Below are 18686 nucleotides of genomic sequence, written 5' to 3' on the forward strand. Positions count from 1 at the left end.
CAATGCCCATCCTGAATCACGTTTCCCCGCAACAGCAGCTCGCCGTCGTCAAGCTTCCCATCGCCAGCAAATTGTGCCGGGCACTGTGGACACTGACCCTGGTCACCGCACTGGTGCTGCCGCGTCCGGCGCTGGCCGCAGCCGAGCCGGAGAACGTCGAACTGAACTTCGCCCATGCCGAGATCCGGTCGGTCATCGATGCGGTCGGTCGCATCACCGGCCGCAACTTCCTCGTCGACCCGCGGGTGACCGGCAACTTGAACATCGTCACCAACACCGCGGTGCCGCGTGCGCTGACCTACGACATCCTGCTCGCCGCCCTGCGCCTGCAGGGCTTTGCGGTGGTGGAGTCCGGCGGCATCACCCGCGTCGTGCCCGAGGCGGACGCCAAGCTGCACGGCGTACCGGTCACCAGCGGCGGCAAGACGCCAGCCGGCACCGGCCTCGTCACCCAGGTGTTCGCGCTGCAGCACGAATCGGCCGCTGGCCTGGTGGCCGCGATCCGGCCGCTGGTCACGCCCAGCAACACCGTGTCGGCCCTCCCCGCGAGCAATGCGCTGGTGGTCACCGACTACGCCGACAACATCAAGCGCATCGCCCGCATCATCGAATCGATCGACACGGCGCAAGCCGACCTGCTGGTGATACCGCTGCAGCACGCCGCCGCCCGCGACCTTGCAGACACCGTGATGCGGCTGCTCGGCGGCGCCACGCGCGGCGCCAACGCCGACCCGACCCAGGAGGTGACCCTGGTCCCCGACCTGCAGAGCAACAGCCTGCTGGTCCGCGCCGGCAGCCCGTCGCGCCTGGCGGCGGTCCGTCAGGTGGTGGCCGCGATCGACAAGCCCGGCGCCGGCGGCAACATCCGCGTGGTGTACCTGCGCAATGCCGAAGCCACCCGGGTGGCGGAGACCTTGCGCGCGATCCTGTCGGGCGAGAGCCTGGCCGCCACGGCAGTGGGCAGCCTGTCCGCGGCCGTCCCCAGCCAGGCGGTGGCCACTGCGGCATCGAGCGGCGGCGGCGACGCCGGCGCCATGGCCGTCGCGGCGCCGACGAAGGCGAGCTATGGGGGCGCCCCCCAGGGCAACGGTCTTGCCGCCGGCAGCATGGTCCAGGCCGACGCCGCCAGCAATGCGCTGATCATCACCGCCCCGGATGCGATCTACAACAACCTGCGCAATGTGATCGACCAGCTCGATCGCCGCCGCGTCCAGGTCTATGTGGAGGCGCTGGTGGCCGAGATCACCGCCGAACGGGCGGCCGAGTGGGGCGTGCAGTGGGCGGCGGCGGGCAGCAGCGGGTCGACCTCGATGATCGGGATCAGCGGCTTCGGCTCGGGCAGCAACAATCTACAGACCCTGATCGGCAACGCCGCCGCGGGCACGCCGACGCTGCCCGGAAACGGCATCAACGTCGCCATCGGCGGCGGCACGGTCACCCTGCCCGGCATCGGCACCATCCCCAGTCTCGCGGTGCTGGCGCGCTTTCTCGAGAACGACAGCAAGACCAATATCCTGTCCACGCCCAACCTGGTGACCCTGGACAACGAGGAGGCAAAGATCGTCATCGGCCGCAATCTGCCCTTCGTCACCGGCCAGTACACCAACACGGGCGGCAGCAGCGGCGCGGTCAATCCGTTCCAGACCATCGAACGGCGCGACGTCGGCCTCACCCTGCGCGTGCGCCCCCAGGTCTCCGAAGGCGGGGTGGTGAAGCTGGTGATCTACCACGAGGCCTCCAGTGTGGTCAGCGGCGTGGACAGCGTGAACGGCCCGATCACCAACAAGCGTTCGATCGAATCCACCGTGCTGGTCGATGACGGCGCCATCATCGCCCTCGGCGGCCTGATCGAGGATAGCTACAGCGCGGGCGAGGAGAAGGTGCCGCTGCTCGGCGACCTCCCGCTGGCCGGCGCCCTGTTCCGCTACGACAGCCGCAAGCGCAGCAAGACCAACCTGGTGATCTTCCTGCGCCCGGTGGTATTGCGCGGAGCCGACAGCTATGCCGGGCTCACCGCGTCGCGTTACGACTACGTGATTGGTGAGCAGCAGCGCGTCGCCGGCACTCTGCTGCGCGGCGAAGCCCACCCGCCGCAATTGCCGCCGCTGGACAGCCCGCCGCCGGCATTGCCGGCCGCCCGCGCCCCCGAAACCGGACCACCGGCGTACTCGCCGGAGCACGATCAGCCTCCGGCTCCGACCGAAGAACGGCATTGGCGATGAATCAACCGTCCCTCCCCTACAGCTTCGCCCGCAAGCACGGGGTGATCGTCGCTGCCGTCGGCGCCGACTCGGCCGACGTGGTCCTGCGTGCCGGCGCCAGCCTCGCCGCGCTGGCCGAGGTGAGGCGCGGCATCGGCCGGGCGCTGCGCATCGAGGCCGTGGATAGCGAGCACTTCGATACCCGCCTGGCGGAAGCTTACGGACAGCACGACGGCAGTACCGCCGAGCTGGTCGCCGACATCGGCCAGGAGATGGATCTCGGCCAGCTGATGAGCGAACTGCCGGCGGTGGAGGACCTGCTCGAATCGCAGGACGAGGCGCCGATCATCCGCATGATCAACGCGCTGCTGACCCAGGCGGTGCGCGATGGCGCCTCGGACGTCCACATCGAGCCCTATGAGCGCCATTCGGTGGTGCGGTTTCGCCGCGACGGCGTGCTCCACGACGCCGCCCGGCCGCACCGCGGGCTGCATGCGGCGATGGCCTCGCGGATCAAGATCATGGCCAGCCTGGACATCTCGGAAAAGCGCCTGCCCCAGGACGGCCGCATCAGCCTGCGCCTGGCCGGGCGCCAGGTCGACGTACGGGTGTCGAGCCTGCCCACCGCCCACGGCGAACGCCTGGTGCTGCGCCTGCTCGACAAGGGCGCGGCGCGCCTCGGCCTCGAATCGATCGGCATGGCCGACGACACCCGGACACGCTTTTCCGCCCTGCTCGGCCAGCCCCACGGCATCGTGCTGGTCACCGGCCCCACCGGTTCGGGCAAGAGCACCACGCTGTACGCAGCGCTACAGGGCATGGACGCGAGCCGGCTGAACATCGTCACCGTCGAGGACCCGGTCGAGTTCGACCTGCCCGGCATCGGCCAGACCCAGGTCAACCCGCGGATCGAGCTCGACTTCGCCCGCGCGCTGCGCGCCATCCTGCGCCAGGACCCGGACGTGATCATGATCGGCGAGATCCGCGACCTCGAGACTGCGCAGATCGCGGTGCAGGCGAGCCTGACCGGCCACCTGGTGCTGGCGACGCTGCACACCAACGACGCCGCCTCCGCGGTCACCCGCTTGGTGGACATGGGGGTCGAGCCCTTCCTGCTCGCCTCCACGTTGCGCGGGGTGCTGGCCCAGCGCCTGCTGCGCCGGCTGTGTCCGGACTGCCGCCGGCCGCATGCGGTGGGCGAGGCCGAGCGCGCCCTGTTCGGCCCGCAGATCGCGCCCCAGGCGTGGGCGGCAGACGAATGTCCGGCCTGCGCCCACACCGGCTACAGCGGGCGTACCGGCATCCACGAGCTGATCGGCTTCGATGCCGCGCTCGCCGCGCTGATCCACGACCGCGCCGACGAGGCCGTGCTGCGCGCCGCCGCGCGCGCGAACGGCAACCGCGGCCTGCGCGACGACGGCCTGCGCCTGCTGGCCGACGGCATCACCTCGCCCGAGGAATTGCTGCGGGTGACCCGCGAATGAATGCGACCCCCCGTACCGCGATGCGCACCTTGCCGCACGCGGCGGTTGTGCCTGCAGGAAGCGCGCAACCGTGAGCGCCTTCCACTACCAGGCCACCGATGCCGGCGGGCGTGACCGCCGGGGCGTGCTCGAAGCGGACAGCGCACGGGCGGCGCGCGCCGTGCTGCGCGAGCGCGGCCTGTTCGTACTCGAGCTCGACAGCGTGAACGCGCACTCCGGTCGGCGACCCGCGCGCCGGCCGCGCATCCGCGAAGCCGACCTCGCCCTGCTCACCCGCCAGTGGGCGACCCTGCTCGCGTCCGGCCTCACCGTCGAGCAGTCGCTGACCGCGCTGATCGATCAGGCGGAAACGGAACCGGCCCGCCAACTGCTGGCCGGCGTGCGCGCCGAGGTGCTCTCCGGTCACAGTCTGAGCGCGGCACTCGAGTCCTGGGCGCACACCTTTCCGCCGATCTACCGCGCCTCGGTCGCCGCCGGCGACGAGTCCGGTCGCCTGGCCGACGTGCTCGAACAGCTCGCCGGCTACCTGGAGCGCCGCGGCAGCCTGCGCCAGAAGACGATGCAGGCCCTGCTCTACCCGGCGATCGTCGCCACCGTCGCGCTGCTGGTGGTGGTCGCGTTGATGACCTATGTCGTGCCCCAGGTGGTGACCGTGTTCCAGCAGGGCAGCCAGACCCTGCCGCCACTGACCCGCGGCCTCATCGTGCTCAGCGAGCTGCTGCGCAACTGGGGCTGGCTGCTACCGCCGGCGCTGCTCGGCGCCATCCTCGCCGCCCGCCTCGCACTGAAGCAGGAGGCGGTGCGCCGACGCTGGCATGCGCGCCTGCTCGCACTGCCGCTGCTCGGTCGCCACCTGCGCAGCCTGGAGTCGGCGCGGCTGGCGAGCACGCTCGCCATCCTGTGCGGCAGCGGCGTCGCCCTGCTCGCGGCGCTCGAGGCCGGCCGTCAAGTGCTGGTGCTGCTGCCGCTGCGCGATGCGCTCGCACGCGCCGCCGAGCAGGTGCGCGAAGGCCAGTCGCTGGCACGCGCGCTCGGCACCAGCCGCCAGTATCCCGCCCTGCTGCTGCACCTGATCGCCAACGGCGAAGCCACCGGGCGCCTGGGCGAGATGCTCGACCGCGCCGCCCGCCTGCAGCAGCAGGACGTGGAGAACCGCAGCGCCGCCCTGACCAGCCTGCTCGAACCCGCACTGCTGCTGGTGATGGGCGGCCTCGTGCTGCTGATCGTGCTTGCGGTGATGCAGCCGATCATCGAGATCAACACCATGATGAACTGAGAACCGACCATGCAAATCCGCCCCCACATTCGCCCGGCCCGCGGCTTCACCCTGATCGAACTGATGGTGGTCATCGTCATCCTCGGTGTGCTCGCCGCGCTGGTCGTGCCGCGCGTACTCAGCCGCCCGGACGAAGCCCGCGCGGTGGCCGCGCGCCAGGACATCGGCACCCTGATGCAGGCGCTCAAGCTCTACCGCCTCGACAATCGCCGCTACCCGACCGCCGAGCAGGGCCTGCAGGCGCTGGTCCAGCGCCCGGGCAATGGTCCCGCCGCCGACAACTGGAAACCCTATCTCGAACGCCTGCCCGATGATCCCTGGGGCACGCCCTACCAGTACCTGAACCCGGGCGTCCACGGCGACATCGACATTCTGAGCCTGGGTGCCGACGGCAAGGCCGGCGGCGAAGGCGTGGATGCCGACATCGGCTCGTGGATGCTGTGATCGCCTTACCCGCCACTCGCGTTCCTTCGCCGCCGCCGATGTCTGACCGCTACCCGCGCTCCACCACGGCCTCCGCTGCCGGCTTCACCCTGATCGAGGTCATGGTGGTGCTGAGCATCCTCGCCGCACTCGCGACCGGCATCACGCTCAGCCTCGACCGGGTGCATGAGCGCGACAGCCGGCGCGCGCTCGAAACCCTGCGCCTCGGACTGGAGGTCGCGGCCGAGCGGGCCTGGATCCGCGGCCAGCCGGTGGCACTTGAGCGGCTCGACGGCGGCTATCGCTTTCTCGCCCTGGACGCCGGCGGGCAATGGGCACCGGTTCGCGACTCCCGCGTGCTCGGCGCGCATCGCCTGCCGGCGGACCTGCAGTGGCAGGCGCTGGAAGTCGAGGGCCGCCAGCTTGCGGCAGCCCAGCCCCTGGTTTTCGGAGCCGCCGCGCCGAGCTTCCGCCTGACCCTGTCCGCCCCGCAGGGCGACCGCCATCTGCTGGGAAGCACGGCCGGAAAGGTCACGCTGGTCGAAGCCGAGGTCGCGCGATGAGACCCGCCAACGGCGGCTTCACCCTGCTGGAGAACCTGATCGCATTGACCATCCTGGCGGTCGCCATCGGCGCTGCGCTGCGTGCCGGCGGCAGCGCGGCGGAGACGGTCGAGGCGCTGGGCGAGCGCACCCTCGCTGCCTGGGTCGCACACAACCGGCTCGCCGAGGTGCACGCTATCGGCGCACCGCCGCCGGGACGCCAGCAGGGCGAGGCGATCCAGGGCCATCATCGCTTCCGCTGGGTACAACAGGTCACCGACACCTCGATGCCCGGCCTGCGGGCCATCGAGGTCACCGTGTTCGCCGAGGACGATCAGCCGCGTGCCCATCTGACCGGTCATGTCGCCACCCTGCGCGGGAGCCCCCGATGACGCAGCATCGATCACCCGGACGGCGCAGCCCCGTTCCGCCGCATGCCCAGGGGCTGACGCTGGTCGAATTGCTGGTCGCGCTGACGGTGTTCGCGGTGCTCGGCGTACTGAGCTATCGCGCGGTCAGCCAGATGAGCTTGCTCGACACCCACGTCGGCGAACGTCAGCAGCGCTGGCGGGATCTGGAGCGCAGTGCGCACCGGATCGAGACCGATCTGCTGCAACTCGCCATTGTTTCCGCCGGCCAGCCTGCGATCCGCTTGCTGCCGCTGGCCCGCGGCGGCAGCGAACTGCAACTGCACGTCCTCGACGGCGGGCGCATCGCGCAGGTCAGTCTGCGCTTCTCGCAGCAGCAGCTGTATCGCGCGCGCCGGGCGCCCACGGGCGACGCGCCGACGGCTGCGCAGGATCTGCTGCTCGATCGCATCGGCCAGTTGCGCTGGCGCTTCATTCATGGCGGCAGGCGGATCGACAGCTGGCCGCCGCCCGGGGTCGATCCGGCCGTACTGCCGGCAGGCGTCGAGCTCCAGCTCGAACTGCCGGACCTCGGCACCCTTACCCGCATCGTGGCGCTGCACTGACAGTACAAGCCACGATGACGCTCCCGCCTGCCCTCGTTGAATACCCGACATGACCCTGCACAGCACGCCTCCGTCGCCCGGTGACAGCCGCCTCGTCGTGCTGATCGACGAAGCCTGGCCGGAGCTGCCCGCGGCGCGCTGGGCCCTGCTCGACGGCGACGGCCGCTCCATCGCCGACGGTTGCGGCGCACCCGGCGACTGGCCGCAGGCGGACACGCTCCAGATCGTGCTCGGCGGCTGGCAGACCAGCCTGCACGACGTGCGCCTGCCACGGGGCCGGCGCGGAAGCGAGCCCCGGGTGCTGGCCTACGCGATGGAGGATGCCCTCCTCCAGCCCCCCGACACCCAGCATCTCACCGTGCTCCATCGCCAGCCCGATGGCGATGCGGTGCGCGCCGCCGTGGTGGCGGTCGACCGTGCCCGCCTGCAGGCGGTCCTCGATGCGCTCAAGGGGTACGGGCGGATGCCGCGCACGCTGTTCAGCGAACTCGAGCTCGCCCCGCACCAGGACGGCGCCTGGTCCCTGAGCCTGCGCCCCGGCACCATGGTCCTGCGCCGGGGCGTGTTTTCGGCGGTCGCACTCGACGCGCCGACGGCAGCCGGCCCCCTACCACTCGACGGCCCCCTGCTCGCGGCCCTTGCCGCCGAGGACGCGTCCGCCCGCGAACTGATCGTGCATTCCGACAGCGACGATGCGACCCGCACCCTCCGCCACGCGCTGCCCGCGCTGCATGTCGAGCACGCCGACACGCGGGCGTGGTGGACCGGGACCGCCGCAGGCTCCCTGCTGCACGGCATGTTCACGCCGCCCGCGGTCGCGAGCGCCTTCGGCCGGCGGCTGCGACTGCCCCTGACCCTCGCCGCGATCGGCCTCGCCGTGGTCGGGGGGATCGAAGTCGGTGACCTGCTGTGGCAACGCCACCTGCTGGCCCGGACCGAAGCCGAGATCGACCGGATCTTCGCCGCTGCCCTGCCCGGCGTCCCCGCGGTGATGCCGCTGGCCCAGCTCGAGCGTCACCGCGACACCCTGCGTGCACGCCACGGGCGGCTGCGGGAGGACGACCTGTTCGCGCAGCTGGCGATCTTCAGTCAGGCCCGCAGCCGCTTTCCCGCGGCGTCGATTACCACGCTGGACTATGACCGTGGACGGCTGATGCTGGACCTGGATGGAGTCACCAACACGGAGCGGCTTGCGCTGAACGGCATGTTCGCACGGCAGCGGCAGACGGCGACTCAGGGCATGCACGGCACCAGTCCCGGCATCGAGATCGTGGCCGGAGCGGACCGATGAGTCTCCTCCCAAACCTTCGTCCGGGCGCGCTGCGCGACACCCTCGCCCAGCGCTGGCATGCGCTCGGCCGGCGCGAGCGCCGATCCGTGCAGCTGGCCCTCGCCGTCGCCACTATCGGACTGGCGGGCGGGTTCCTCGAAAGTCTGCTTGCCGAGCGCCAACGGCTGGCCGTCCGCCTGCCGGCCAAACAGGCCGAACTCGCCCGGCTGCACGCCGCTGCCAACGAGATTGCCGAACTGCGCCAGCGCCCACCGATCGCGGCCGACGCCTCAGCCGGCACCCCGCCCGCGGATGCTCTCGGCATCGACGGACTCGGCGCACAACAGCTCGGCCTGACGCTGGCAGTGAATCCGGGACGCGACGACCGCATCGCGTTCAGCGGCCGGGCCGAAGCAGGCGTCGTCCTCGACTGGCTGGCGGCGCTGCATGGCGAACGCGGGCTGGCGGTTCACACCCTGTCGATCACGACCCGAGCGGACCGGGACGAAGTCAGCGGCACGCTGATCCCGCGCGCGGAGCCCTGACGACCGCGCTCCGATCCGGATCAATTTGACGCTCCTGTCATCAGCCCTGGGGACATCACCCCAACTCGCTGACATATGCCGGTCACCACGCTGCAACCTTCGCTGTCGAGAATGCTGTCTCCCCTGCAACCCAACGATAACGGAGCAACCAGATGAGTGATTTCGACCACGACGATCTGCCCAGCAATCTGTCCGACAACGAGCACTTCCAGGAGATCGTCGGCCGCGCGGTATCGCGCCGCGGGTTTCTGAAGAGCGGGCTGGGCCTGGGCGCCGCGGCCTTTCTCGGGTCGCCGCTCGTCGCCCAGGCGGTCGGTGGTCAGCACCGCCACGACGGCCCCCGCAAGGCGCCGCGTATCGGCTTCAAGCCGGTCGCCGCATCCTCGGGCGACGCCGTGGTCGTGCCCGAAGGCTACAACGCACAGATCTTCGCCCGCTGGGGTGATGCCCTGTTCGCGAACTCCCCCGCGTGGCAGCCGGACGGCAGCAACACCGGCGAAGAGCAGGGCCGCCAGATCGGCGACAACCACGACGGCATGCACTTCTTCCCGCTGCACGGCAAGTCGGGCAAGGAAGGCCTGCTGGTGATGAACCACGAATACACCAACTACGAGTACCTGTTCGGTGCCGAATTCATGACGCCGTGGACTGCCGAAAAGGCGCTCAAGGCGCAGAACGCGCATGGCGCCTCGGTGCTGCACATCCGCCAGCACAAGGGCAAGTGGGACATCGTGCTCAGTTCGAAGTACAACCGCCGCATCACCGGCAACACGCCGATGACGATCAGCGGCCCGGCCGCCGGCCATCCGCTGATGCGCACCCACGCCGACCCGAGCGGCACCCGTGTGCTCGGCACCCTGAACAACTGCGCCAACGGTTTCACCCCGTGGGGCACCTACCTGACCTGTGAGGAAAACTTCAACGGTTACTTCGGCACCACCAGCGGCGCCGACAGCCGTAACGATGCGATGCGCCGCTATGGCATCAACGCCCGCGGCACCGGCTATCGCTGGGAAGAGTTCGACGACCGCTTCGACTACGTCAAGGAGCCGAACGAGAGCAACCGCTTCGGCTGGATGGTGGAAATCGACCCCTACGATCCCGACTCGACCCCGGTCAAGCGCACCGCCCTGGGCCGGATCAAGCACGAGAACGCGGCCTATGCCTTCACCCCCGATCGCCGGGTGGTGGTCTACATGGGCGATGACCAGGCCAACGACTACATCTACAAGTTCGTTTCCGAGGGCCGCTTCATTCCCGGCAAGGATGCCGCCAACCGTCGCCTGCTCGACCATGGCAAGCTCTACGTCGCCCGCTTCGCCGACGGCGCCGCCAGTGGCGACTTCATGGGCAACGGCGAGTGGATCCTGCTCGACAAGAGCGCGAACCCGGTGCTGGCTGCCGATGCGCGCTTCGCCGACCAGGGCGAGGTGCTGATCAAGACCCGGATCGCCGCCGACGCGGTCGGTGCCACCAAGATGGACCGCCCGGAGTGGATCACGGTGCATCCGGAGACCAACGAGGTGTATTGCGCGCTGACCAACAACAGCGGCCGCAGCGTCACCGACGACGCGAACCCGCGCACCGCCAATCGCTACGGCCAGATCGTGCGCTGGCGCGAAGCGGGCAATGACGCCTCGGCCGCCACCTTCGAATGGGATCTGTTCGTTGTCGCCGGCAACCCGATCGCCTACCCGGACCGCAGCGATCTGCGCTCGGGCTCGGCCAACGTGACCGCCGACAACACCTTCAACAGCCCGGACGGCATCGGTTTCGACGCCGACGGCCGGCTGTGGATCCAGACCGACGGCAACTTCAGCAACGCCAGCCACTACGCCGGCCAGGGCAACAACCAGATGCTCTGTGCCGATCCGGTGTCGGGCGAGATCAAGCGCTTCCTCGTCGGCCCGGCAGGCTGCGAGATCACCGGCCTCACCTTCACCCCCGACGGCAAGTCGATGTTCATCAACGTCCAGCACCCGGGCGAAGTCGGCAGCCATCCGAACGCGCCGACTCCGACCGCCGGCCTGTCGATGGACGAGTTCATCGCCGCCAATCCGCTGGCCTTCAGCCAGTGGCCGGAAGCCGCGGGCGGCCGGCCGCGCTCGGCAACCGTGATCATCACCAAGCAGGACGGCGGCGTGATCGGGACCTGATGCATCACCTTCCCCGGCCACCCCGTACGGGGTGGCGTCTCGAGCGACCGCAGGGCTCGGCGATCATCGTCGCGCTACTTGCGGTCGCGCTCGTTGCGGGCATGGCCAGCATCGCGATCACCCGGGTCGGCGCCGCGCTCGACATGGCCCAAGGGCGGCAGCAGCACCAGCAGGCCGGACAACTGGCCCGCAGCGCGGTCGAACTCGCACGTCTGATGCTTGCCGATGACGTCCGCAACACGCGGATCGACGGCCGCGGCGAGGCCTGGGCTCAGCTGCTCCACCCTGAGTTGCACCGGGACGCGCGCGTGAGCCTGCAGATCGAGGACATGGCGGGGCGTTTCGATGTCAATGCGCTCGTCGGCGGCAGTCAGCCCGATGCCGACGCCAGTGCTCAGTTCAGCGCACTGCTGCAGCTCCTCGGCGCCGATGCGGCAAGCGCTGCGCGGGCCGCCGCCAGCGTGCAGGCGCATCTGCGGCAATACGGCCCGCTGGCCCATGTCGATGCCGTGCGAACGATCGGCGGACTGGATGCGACCACGGTCGCACACCTGACCCGGGTCGCCGCGGCCTTGCCGGCCGCCGCCCGCATCAACATCAATACCGCACCGCCCGCGGTACTCGCGGCGACCCTTCCGGGTCTCGGCCGCGAGGGCGCTGCGAAACTGGCGAACGCCTTGCGCGCCGATGCGGCCGACACGGTGGCGGAACTCGCCCTGTTGCTGCCTGACGGCGTCCTGATGCCGGACCCCAGGCGCTTCGACGTGCGCAGCGACTATTTTCTGGCCGACATCAGCGCCAACCACGGCGTCGCCACCGTGCGGCTGCAGGCGCTGCTGGCACGGAACGATGACCGTGTGGACGTGGTCTGGTTGCGCCTGCCCTGAGCGTCGCCGGGCTCAATCCACCCGGTGCGCCTCCGCCAGATAGTCACGCGTGCGCATCTCCATCAGCCGACTCACGGTACGCACGAACTCGTGCGCGTTGTGCCCCTCGGTATAGAGGTCGTGCGCTTCGGTTTCGGCACTCATGATCAGTTTGACCCGATGGTCGTAGAGCACATCGATCAGCCAGGTCAGACGCCGCGCCTCGGAGGCTTCGCCCGCCCGCATCCGTGGCACCGCCGACAGCAGGACCGTGTGATGCTCGCGCGCGATCTCCAGATAGTCGTTCTGCGACCGCGCGCCGCGGCACAGCGTTTCGAAATCGAACCAGATCACGCCACCACCACAGCCGAGCACCGGCAGCTGGCGCCCGATGATTTCGATCTGACCCGGCTCGGGATCCGCTGCTGCGAGCCTGCGGAAATCCTCCCGCATCTTGAGCGTGGCCGCCTCGTTGGCCGGAACCAGATAGATCTCGATCCTCTCCAGCGTGCGCAGACGATAGTCGGTGCCATGATCGACCTCGAACACATCGAAGCGGCGCTTCATCATGTCGATCGTCGGCAGGAAATTCACCCGCATCAGCCCGTTGGGATACAGGCCGTCGGGGGGATAGTTCGAGGTCATCACGAAAATGACGCCGCGTGCGATCAGGGCATCGAGCAGACGACCGAGAATCATCGCATCGGCGATGTCCGACACGTGAAATTCGTCGAAACAGAGAAGCCGGGTCTGGCGCGCGATCCGGTCGGCCACCTTCTGCAGCGGATCGGGTTCGTGATTGAAGTTTCGGAGATCGTTCTGCACTTCCTGCATGAAGGCATGGAAATGCACCCGGCGCTTGCGCTGGTACGGCACCGAATCGTAGAAGCAATCCATCAGGAAGCTCTTCCCGCGCCCCACCCCGCCCCAGAAATAAACGCTTCGTGGCAGGTTCGGACGGGCAAACACCTTGCGCAGCGCGGTACGGCGTGCAGCCTTGAAGGTGACGAGTTCGGTGTAGAGCCGCTGCAGGCGCTGCACCGCGGCGCGCTGAGCCGGATCGGACCGGTAACCGCGAGCCTTGAGTTGCGCCTCGTAGGCGTCGAGCATGCCGCGCTCGGGAACGTTGAGGGTACGGTGAGGCATCGCAATGACCGGAATGAGAGGATTCGGGAATGGTACGCAGCATTGGTGCGAACTGCGCGCCGGAAACGCGAAAGGGGCGGGCAACAAGGAAAGCCTTCCCTGCCGCCCGCCCCTCCGTCAGACCACGGCTTAGAAGTGCAGCGGGCGCTTGTCGCAGGCCAGTGCGGCTTCGTGCACCACTTCCGACAGGGTCGGGTGAGCATGGCAGATACGCGCGAGATCTTCGGAGCAGCCGGCAAACTCCATTGCCACCACGGCTTCGGAAATCAGCTCCGAGGCATTGGCGCCGATGATGTGCACGCCGAGGATGCGGTCGGTCTTGGCATCGGCCAGCATCTTGACGAAGCCGCTCGGGTCGCCCATGCCGAGCGCCCGGCCGTTGGCCATGAACGGAATCTTGCCGACCTTGTAGGCAATACCGTCAGCCTTGAGCTGCTGCTCGGTCCTGCCGACCCAGGCGATCTCCGGGCTGGTGTAGATCACCCAGGGCACGGTATCGAAGTTGCAGTGGCCGGCCTGACCCGCCATCAGTTCGGCGACCATCACCGCCTCTTCCATCGCCTTGTGCGCCAGCATCGGCCCGCGCACCACGTCGCCCACCGCCCACACGCCGGGCAGATTGGTGCGGCAGTGGTCGTCGACGTCGATCATGCCGCGCTCGGTGATCTTCAACTCCACCGCTTCGGCGTTGAGCCCCTCGGTGTTGGGCACGCGGCCAACAGACACGATCAGACGATCGGCCTCGAGCTTCTGGTCGGCACCATCCTTGTCCTTGTAGGCGATGACCACGCCCTTCTTGCCGATCTTGACCTCACCGATGGTCACGCCGAGATTGATCTTGAGCCCCTGCTTGGTGAACAGCTTCAGCGCTTCCTTGCCGATGTCCTGGTCTGCAGCGCCGAGGAAATCCGGCAGGGCTTCGAGCACGGTCACTTCGGAACCCAGCCGGCGCCACACCGAGCCCATCTCGAGGCCGATCACACCGGCACCGATCACCGCGAGCTTCTTCGGCACGGCATCGATATCGAGCGCACCGACGTTGTCGCACACGATCTTGTTGTCGACCGGAATGCCCGGCAGATGGCGCGGCGACGAACCGGTCGCGACGATCACCTGTTTGGCGGTCACCAGTTCTTCACCGACCTTGACCTGCCAGCCGGCGTCGGACTTGCCGACGAAGGCGCCATGGCCGTTGAGCAGGGTGACCTTGTTCTTCTTGAACAGGCCCTTGATGCCACCGGTGAGCTGATCGACGATGGTGCTCTTGCGCCCGACCATCTTGCCGACGTCGATCTTGGGCGTGCCGACGCTGATCCCCTGTGCGTCGAAGGCATGACCGGCTTCCTCGAACAGGTGCGAGGTATGCAGCAGCGCCTTGGACGGGATGCAACCGACGTTCAGGCAGGTGCCGCCGAGGCGCGGCTCGCCCTTGGGATCGGCGTAGGGGTTGGATTCGCAGCAGGCGGTCTTGAAACCGAGCTGCGCGGCACGGATGGCGGCGACGTAGCCACCGGGGCCCCCGCCGATGACGAGAACGTCGAATTCCTTGGACATGTGTTTCTCCCTTGCAGAGTCGAAAACGGGGCGCACCCGTACCCGGGGGTCACCCCCGATCGAATGCGCCCCGACGGCGTATCGTTATACGTCGAGGATCAGGCGGGCCGGATCTTCCAGCGCTTCCTTCATCGTCACCAGACCGAGCACCGCTTCGCGGCCGTCGATGATGCGATGGTCGTAGGACATCGCCAGATAGTTGATCGGACGCACGACGACCTGACCGTTTTCGACCACGGCACGGTCCTTGGTGGCATGGATGCCGAGAATCGCCGACTGCGGCGGGTTGATGATCGGGGTGGACAGCATCGAACCGAACACGCCGCCGTTGGAAATCGAGAACGTCCCGCCGGTGAGCTCTTCCATCGACAGCTTGCCGGCCTTGGCCTTTTCGCCGAACTCGGCGATCTTCTTCTCGATGTCGGCGATCGACATCTGATCGGCGTCGCGGATGATCGGCACGACCAGGCCACGCGGCGAACCGACCGCGATGCCGATGTCGATGTAGCCGTGATAGACGATGTCGTTGCCATCGACCGAGGCGTTCAGGATCGGGAACTTCTTCAGTGCGGCCACGGCGGCCTTGACGAAGAAGCCCATGAATCCGAGGCGCACGCCGTGCGCCTTCTCGAACTTGTCGCCGTACTGCTTGCGCAGCGCCATCACCGGCGCCATGTTCACTTCGTTGAACGTGGTCAGGATCGCGTTTTCGTTCTTCGACTGCAGCAGCCGCTCGGCAATACGCGCCCGCAGACGGGTCATCGGCACACGCTCTTCCGGACGCTCACCGGCGATCACCACCGTGGGGGCCGCCGTCGCAGCGACAGGCTTCGGCTGCGCGGCAACCGCATCTTCCTTGGTCACACGGCCACCGCGGCCGGAGCCGGCAACGTCGGCGGATGCAATGCCCTTCTCGTCCAGAATCTTGCGGGCGGCCGGGCTGGCCGCGCCCGCGCCGCCGGAAGAGGCAGGCGCTGCCGGCGGCGGCGTGACCGCCTGCACCGGCGCCGCAGCCGCGCCGGCCGCGGCCTTGGCTTCGGTGTCGATCTGCGCGATCAGCTCGCCCGAGCCGACGGTCACACCGTCGCCCTTGATGATCTTCACCAGCACGCCATCGGCCGGCGCCGGGGTCTCGAGCACGACCTTGTCGGTCTCGATGTCGATCAGATTCTCGTCGCGCGAGACGGCATCACCTTCCTTCTTGTGCCATGCCACCAGCGTGGCTTCGGACACCGATTCGGACAACTGCGGTACTTTGACTTCGATCAGCATTGATTCTCTCCCTCTTGTGCTTATAGATTGGGTGACGGCGGTGTGGCGTCCTGGATCGGACCGAAGGCGTTCTCGATGATCGCCTTCTGCTGGGCATTGTGCTTGGAGTAGTAGCCGACCGCGGGCGACGCGGACGCCGGACGACTGACCAGCAACAGCTTGCGCTTGGTACCAAGGACGTTGACCAGATGCTGACGCGAGGCCAGCCAGTACCACGCCCCCTGGTTGCGCGGCTCTTCCTGGCACCACACGATCTCCTTCGCGCCGGGGTACTGGTTGATCACGCGACCGAACTCTTCCGCCGGGAAGGGATAGAGCTGCTCGATGCGGATCAGCGCGGTGTCGGTGATCTTCTGCTCGCGGCGATAGGCCAGCAGCTCGTAGTAGATCTTGCCCTGGCACAGCACCACACGCTTGACCTTCTTCGGATCGAGCGTCTCGACCTCGTGGATCACGGTCTGGAAGCTGCCGTTGGCCAGTTCGTCCATCGACGAGATCGCTTCCTTGTGACGCAGCAGCGACTTCGGGGTGACGATGATCAGTGGCTTGCGCAGCTTGCGGATCATCTGCCGACGCAACAGGTGGAAGATCTGCGCCGGCGTGGTCGGCACGCAGACCTGCCAGTTGTTCTCCGCCGCCATGTTCATGAACCGTTCCGGACGGCAGGAGGAGTGCTCCGGCCCCTGGCCTTCATAGCCATGAGGCAGCATCATCACCAGGCCGCTGAGGCGCCCCCATTTGGCTTCGCCCGAGCTGATGAACTGGTCGATCACGACCTGAGCGCCGTTCACGAAGTCGCCGAACTGCGCTTCCCACACCACCAGTTCGTTCGGTTCGGCGGTCGAGTAGCCGTATTCAAAAGCCAGCACGGCCTCTTCGGACAGCACGGAATCGAAACACTGGAAGTGCGCCTGGCCATCCTGGATATGATCGAGCGGCTTGTAGATGCCTTCGTCCCAGCGCTCCCGCTTCTGGTCGTGCAAGACCGCATGGCGGTGGAAGAAGGTGCTGCGACCGACGTCCTCACCCGAAACCCGAACCGCATAGCCCTGGGCAAGCAGGGATGCATAGGCGAGGTTCTCGCCCATGCCCCAGTCGAGCGGGAGTTCACCACGGCCCATCGCTGCGCGGTCGTCGATGATCTTCTTGACCCGCGACTGCAGCGAGAAACGCTCGGGAATGTCGGTCAGACGCGCGGACAGCCGTTTGACTTCCTGAACCGGAATCGAGGTATCGGCCTCGTCGGTATATTCCTGCTTGAGGAACGGAGACCAGTCCACCGAGAACTGGCGGTTGTGCCCGGACAGGACGGGGTTGTAGAGCAGTTCGCCCTTGTCGAGATGTTCGCGGTACTCGGCAATCATCTTCTCGGGCTCGTCCGCAGCCAGCGTCCCTTCGGCCACCAGCCGGTCGGCGTAGAGCTTGCGGGTACCCGGGTGCTGCTGGATCTTGCGATACATTAGCGGCTGGGTCACCATCGGTTCATCCTGCTCGTTGTGGCCGAGCTTGCGATAGCACACGATGTCGATGACCACGTCCTTCTTGAACTCCTGGCGGAACTCGAGCGCCAGTGCGGTCACGAAGGCCACGGCTTCGGGGTCGTCGCCATTGACGTGGAAGATCGGCGCCTCGACCATCTTGAAAATGTCGGTGCAGTACAGCGACGAGCGGTAGTCGCGCGGATCGGACGTGGTGAAGCCGATCTGGTTGTTGATCACCAGGTGTACCGTGCCGCCGGTACCGTAACCACGGGTCTGGGAGAAGTTGAGCATCTCCTGGTTGACGCCCTGACCGGCAACGGCCGCATCGCCATGGACCAGAACCGCCAGCACCTGCCCCTTGGCGGTATCCTTGCGCCGAACCTGACGCGCATACACCGAGCCGGCCACGACCGGATTGATGATCTCGAGGTGCGACGGGTTGAACGCCAGCGTCAGGTGCATCGGGCCACCCGGGGTCATGACGTCGCTGGAGAAACCCATGTGGTACTTCACATCGCCGGCGGTCAGATCGACCGCTGCCTTGCCCTCGAATTCCGAGAACAGCATCGACGGCGACTTGCCCAGGGTGTTGACCAGCACGTTCAGACGACCGCGGTGGGCCATGCCGATCACCGTTTCCGCCACGCCCAGGCCGCCGGCAACACGGATCAATTCGTCCATGGCGACGATGGCGGACTCTCCGCCTTCGAGCGAAAAACGCTTCTGGCCGACGTACTTGGTGTGCAGGTAACGTTCGAGCGTCTCCGCCGCCGTCGTCCGCTCCAGAATCCGGCGCTTCATTTCCACCGAGAACTTCGGCATTCCGCGCACACTCTCCAGACGGCTCTGGATCCAGCGCTTCTGCGCGATATCGGAGATGTACATGTACTCGGCCCCGATCGGTCCGCAGTAGGTCTGACGCACGGCCTCGAGAATCTCGCGCAGGGTCGCGCGCTCGGTCGAGAACGCGTGGAAGGAGCCGACGTTGAAGCTGCGCGAAAGATCCGCCTCGGTAAAGCCGTAGTAGGAGGGCTCGAGCTCGGCAATCTGGGGGCGCTCGGTGCGCTTGAGCGGGTCGAGATTCGCCCACCGGTTGCCGAGAAAGCGATAGGCATTGATCAGCTGCAGCACAGCGACCTGAAGCTTGTCCTCACCCGCCTCGGTGACCACGGTACGAACGGGGCCGCGCTTGGCCATCTGTTCGAACGCGGCAATGACCGGCCCGTGTGCGACGTCGCGCACCGCAGCGCCGGCCTGGGCCTGCAATTTGTCGAAGTAATCGCGCCAGGCATCCGAGACCGAGGCCGGATCGGCAAGATAATTCTCGTAGAGTTCTTCAATGAACGGTGCGTTGGCACCGAACAAGTGAGACGTGTTTTGAAGCTGCTTCATGATGAAAGCCACCTGTTATGTTCTGTGTCCCTGCTTGCGCAAATTTGGGTATCCCGGATCGCACACGCCGTCAGATGCAAAAACGGGACGGTCGCCATCCATGCG

15 protein-coding genes are annotated in these 18686 nt (G+C 67.6%); 11 read left to right on the forward strand and 4 right to left on the reverse strand.

All coding sequences use genetic code 11. The annotated features are described in order from the left end of the window. Positions 1–2: 2 nt before the first annotated feature. From gspD to gspK, 11 genes are all read left to right on the forward strand, one after another. Positions 3–2222, forward strand: coding sequence for a type II secretion system secretin GspD (gene gspD, locus AC3A35_RS25075; protein ID WP_487439267.1), 2220 nt, complete (start codon positions 3–5; stop codon positions 2220–2222). Continuing rightward, positions 2219–3685, forward strand: coding sequence for a type II secretion system ATPase GspE (gene gspE / locus AC3A35_RS25080; protein ID WP_487439268.1), 1467 nt, complete (start codon positions 2219–2221; stop codon positions 3683–3685). The genes gspD and gspE overlap by 4 nt, the downstream gene beginning before the upstream one ends. A gap of 70 nt (positions 3686–3755) precedes the next feature. Next, complete coding sequence (gspF, locus tag AC3A35_RS25085; RefSeq protein WP_487439269.1) at positions 3756–4961, forward strand: type II secretion system inner membrane protein GspF; 1206 nt, start codon at positions 3756–3758, stop codon at positions 4959–4961. 9 nt (positions 4962–4970) lie between these two features. Beyond that, positions 4971–5405, forward strand: a complete 435-nt coding sequence (gene gspG, locus AC3A35_RS25090) for a type II secretion system major pseudopilin GspG (protein ID WP_487439270.1) — start codon at positions 4971–4973, stop codon at positions 5403–5405. A gap of 38 nt (positions 5406–5443) precedes the next feature. Then, a complete protein-coding gene (locus AC3A35_RS25095; RefSeq protein ID WP_487439271.1) occupies positions 5444–5947 on the forward strand; it encodes a GspH/FimT family pseudopilin in 504 nt (167 codons plus the stop codon). Continuing rightward, positions 5944–6318 (forward strand): type II secretion system minor pseudopilin GspI, encoded by a 375-nt coding sequence (gene gspI, locus AC3A35_RS25100; RefSeq protein ID WP_487439272.1) that lies wholly within the window; start codon positions 5944–5946, stop codon positions 6316–6318. The genes AC3A35_RS25095 and gspI overlap by 4 nt, the downstream gene beginning before the upstream one ends. Further along, positions 6315–6899 (forward strand): type II secretion system protein GspJ, encoded by a 585-nt coding sequence (locus AC3A35_RS25105; protein ID WP_487439273.1) that lies wholly within the window; start codon positions 6315–6317, stop codon positions 6897–6899. Before gspI ends, AC3A35_RS25105 begins: the two co-directional genes overlap by 4 nt. Positions 6900–6948: 49 nt before the next feature. Then, positions 6949–8190 carry a type II secretion system protein GspL gene (gspL, locus tag AC3A35_RS25110; protein ID WP_487439274.1) on the forward strand — a complete coding sequence of 414 codons (1242 nt, stop codon included), beginning with the start codon at positions 6949–6951 and terminating at the stop codon, positions 8188–8190. Next, the gene (locus AC3A35_RS25115) at positions 8187–8714 is read left to right on the forward strand and encodes a type II secretion system protein M (RefSeq protein WP_487439275.1); all 528 of its coding nucleotides are present in this window, start codon (positions 8187–8189) and stop codon (positions 8712–8714) included. The genes gspL and AC3A35_RS25115 overlap by 4 nt, the downstream gene beginning before the upstream one ends. A 152-nt stretch (positions 8715–8866) precedes the next feature. After that, positions 8867–10870 (forward strand): PhoX family protein, encoded by a 2004-nt coding sequence (locus AC3A35_RS25120; protein ID WP_487439276.1) that lies wholly within the window; start codon positions 8867–8869, stop codon positions 10868–10870. Then, complete coding sequence (gene gspK, locus AC3A35_RS25125) at positions 10870–11757, forward strand: type II secretion system minor pseudopilin GspK (protein ID WP_487439277.1); 888 nt, start codon at positions 10870–10872, stop codon at positions 11755–11757. Before AC3A35_RS25120 ends, gspK begins: the two co-directional genes overlap by 1 nt. A gap of 12 nt (positions 11758–11769) precedes the next feature. On the opposite strand, the gene zapE is transcribed toward gspK, so the two are convergent. The 4 genes from zapE to AC3A35_RS25145 all read right to left on the reverse strand — a co-directional run bounded on the left by zapE (position 11770) and on the right by AC3A35_RS25145 (position 18581). Further along, positions 11770–12882: a cell division protein ZapE gene (gene zapE / locus AC3A35_RS25130; protein ID WP_487439278.1), complete on the reverse strand. Its 1113-nt coding sequence runs from the start codon at positions 12880–12882 to the stop codon at positions 11770–11772. 129 nt (positions 12883–13011) lie between these two features. Next, on the reverse strand, positions 13012–14436 hold the full coding sequence (gene lpdA, locus AC3A35_RS25135; RefSeq protein WP_487439279.1) for a dihydrolipoyl dehydrogenase: 1425 nt from the start codon (positions 14434–14436) through the stop codon (positions 13012–13014). 84 nt (positions 14437–14520) lie between these two features. Then, the gene (gene odhB, locus AC3A35_RS25140; protein ID WP_487439280.1) at positions 14521–15708 is read right to left on the reverse strand and encodes a 2-oxoglutarate dehydrogenase complex dihydrolipoyllysine-residue succinyltransferase; all 1188 of its coding nucleotides are present in this window, start codon (positions 15706–15708) and stop codon (positions 14521–14523) included. A 20-nt stretch (positions 15709–15728) separates the two neighbouring features. Continuing rightward, positions 15729–18581: a 2-oxoglutarate dehydrogenase E1 component gene (locus AC3A35_RS25145; RefSeq protein ID WP_487439281.1), complete on the reverse strand. Its 2853-nt coding sequence runs from the start codon at positions 18579–18581 to the stop codon at positions 15729–15731. Positions 18582–18686 lie beyond the last annotated feature (105 nt).

Source organism: Azoarcus sp. Soil_N_20 (genome assembly GCF_057656155.1).